We start from the raw sequence: 2,574 nt of genomic DNA on the forward strand, positions 1-2,574 counted from the left end.
GGTCAGGTGCGGGTGACCGGTAAAGGTGATGCCGTAGAGATCCCAGACTTCGCGTTCGTACCAGTTGGCGTTGGGCCAGATGCTGGTGACGCTCGGTACGTTGAGGTCGCGTTCGGACAAGGGCACCTTGATCATGATGTCGCTGTTACGTTCCAGCGACATCAGGTGGTAGAACACCGTGAAGTCGGCGCCCGGTAGGCCGCGGCGCTGGGTGCGCAGGCGCTCGTCGACGCCATGCAGGTCATACAGCATGACGTAGGGGCGCGGCAGGTTGCGCAGGAAGGTCAGAACATTGATCAGGCGGTCGCGGGCAACCCACAGCACCGGCATGCCGGTACGGGTGCTCTGGACGGTAAAGGTCTCGGCACCAAAACGGGAATTCAGTTCGACGACCACATCTTGGTCGTCAGCCTTGTACGGCGGTATGGACAGAATGCTGTCTGCAGTCATGGTCTCGGTCGCTATCGGTCAACGGCGTCAGTAGGCGGGCTCCACAGGAGCCCAGGCTCACACTTCGTCGGGGCTGCGCAGGTTGGTGACAGCTATGCGCTGTTCGCGGCGCTGTTCTTTCTGCGAAGGCATGTCGGCACGGTATACACCTTGGTCGCCAACCACCCAGGATAGCGGACGCCGCTCCTGGCCGATGGATTCCTGCAACAGCATCAAACCTTGCAGAAACGCTTCGGGGCGAGGCGGGCAGCCGGGAATGTAGACGTCGACCGGCAGAAACTTGTCGACCCCCTGTACCACCGAGTAGATGTCGTACATGCCGCCGGAGTTGGCGCAGGAACCCATGGAAATGACCCACTTGGGTTCCAGCATCTGCTCGTACAGGCGCTGAATGATCGGCGCCATCTTGATAAAGCAGGTACCGGCGATGACCATAAAGTCGGCTTGGCGCGGCGACGCACGAATGACTTCCGCGCCAAAACGCGCGACGTCATGCGGCGCGGTGAAGGCGGTGGTCATTTCCACGTAGCAGCAAGACAGGCCAAAGTTGTACGGCCACAGGGAGTTCTTGCGACCCCAGTTCACCGCACCGTTGAGAACATCTTCGAGCTTGCCCATATAGATGTTCTTGTGGACCTGATCCTCTAGTAGCGGGTCGGAGACAGTCTCCCGCTCGCCGACCGGATACTGCTCATTAGGCGCATCCGGATCGATCCGAGTAAGTTTGTATTGCATTGCCAAAGCCTCATTGTTTTAGCTTCGCCTGCCGATTGCGACGACCTTCGGGAGCCCAGTCGAGCGCGCCGATACGCCAAAGATAGACAAGACCTGCCAACAGAATTGCTATAAAAACTGCAGCTTCGATCAAACCGGCCCAGCCGCTTTCGCGAACAGACACGGACCAAGCGAAGAGAAAGAGGGCTTCAACGTCGAAGATCACGAAGAGCATCGCGAACAGATAGAATTTTGCCGAGAGGCGTAGACGGGCGCTGCCGGTGGGGAGCATGCCGGATTCGAAAGGCTCGTTCTTGCTGCGGCCCCAGGCTCGGCTACCGAGCAGGCTGGAAACACCAAGCATAAAAGCGATTAGCCCAAAGACGCCGAGCAGGAAAATGGCAAAAGCCCAGTTGTGGGACATGGTCGTTACCGAATCAGGCATGCCGGTTCTCTTTGATTAAAGGACGGCTTTTTATGTGGAGGTTACAACCCGGTTTGGATTGCCCTGCAAAGTATGGGCGCAATTCTATGCGCGCAGGGTGCGCTAAGTAAATTTTTCTGAATAAAAAAATCAACGGACTGCCGTGCAGGCGTAGGCGCGCGGGGCTGTTGTGTCGGTCAGGTTTTGCCCGGAATTGCGCTAGAGGCTTAGTGCGGCGCTCAGGGTGACGTATATCTGTCGCACAGTGACGCTGTTCTGAAGGATATCTGCCGGTAATTGTTGACGAGGCGCGAATTATGGCTCGATAAGGGGCAAGAAAAATTTGTCGCTTGGCCGGGCCAAGACTCACGCGATCTGAGCGAGATCGACTGCTGAGAGGCTAAGGGCAGGTTGTGTGCAGGTTTGTCGGCTCGTTCGGCGGAATCTGGTGCACCGTTCTGTGGCAATTTTGCCGCGCAAAAAACAAACCCCAGCATCGCTGCTGGGGTCTGTTTGGCAACACATTCAACCTTGGATCGTGGCCTCGGTCGAATGGACCTGTTCTTAGTGGAACTGGTTCATGGTGTTGTCTTTGCCGCTGGCTTTCAGAGCGGCTTCGCCAGCGAAGTACTCTTTATGGTTGTCGCCGATGTCGGAGCCAGCCATGTTCTGGTGACGTACGCAGGCGATGCCCTGACGCAGCTCTTCACGCTGCACACCTTTGACGTAGGCCAGCATGCCTTGGTCGGCGAAGTACCCTTTGGCTAGGTTGTCGGTGGACAGCGCGGCGGTGTGGTAGGTCGGCAGGGTGATCAGGTGGTGGAAGATACCAGCCTGAGCCGAGCCGTCGCGTTGGAAGGTGCGGATCATTTCGTCGGCGCGGACAGCCAGGTCAGTGGTGTCGTACTCGACGCTCATCAGCTTGGCGCGGTCGTAGGCGGAAACGTCTTTGCCTTCGCCGACCATGATGTCGAACATCTGCTGAC

Annotated in this window: 3 protein-coding genes and 1 pseudogene; all 4 read right to left on the reverse strand. The window is 57.8% G+C overall.

The window, feature by feature from the left end; genetic code table 11:
- On the reverse strand, nt 1-450 hold a 450-nt coding region (locus Q8Q83_RS08145), incomplete at its 3' end, for an NADH-quinone oxidoreductase subunit C (protein WP_305622719.1).
- A 57-nt stretch (nt 451-507) separates the two neighbouring features.
- Complete coding sequence (locus tag Q8Q83_RS08150) at nt 508-1,185, reverse strand: NADH-quinone oxidoreductase subunit B family protein (protein WP_305622720.1); 678 nt, start codon at nt 1,183-1,185, stop codon at nt 508-510.
- Between the two features lie 10 nt (nt 1,186-1,195).
- Nucleotides 1,196-1,609 (reverse strand): NADH-quinone oxidoreductase subunit A, encoded by a 414-nt coding sequence (locus Q8Q83_RS08155; RefSeq protein ID WP_305622722.1) that lies wholly within the window; start codon nt 1,607-1,609, stop codon nt 1,196-1,198.
- Between the two features lie 543 nt (nt 1,610-2,152).
- Nucleotides 2,153-2,574, reverse strand: a pseudogene (locus Q8Q83_RS08160) (isocitrate lyase); the annotation flags it as partial.

The organism is Pseudomonas sp. (genome assembly GCF_030696055.1).
Classification (GTDB): Bacteria; Pseudomonadota; Gammaproteobacteria; order Pseudomonadales; family Pseudomonadaceae; genus Aquipseudomonas.

What these genes read in the sequence shown, in the direction of transcription:
- Q8Q83_RS08150 (WP_305622720.1), bottom strand. Translation starts at nt 1,185, where the DNA reads ATGCAATACAAACTTACTCGGATCGATCCGGATGCGCCTAATGAGCAG.
- Q8Q83_RS08155 (WP_305622722.1), bottom strand. Translation starts at nt 1,609, where the DNA reads ATGCCTGATTCGGTAACGACCATGTCCCACAACTGGGCTTTTGCCATT.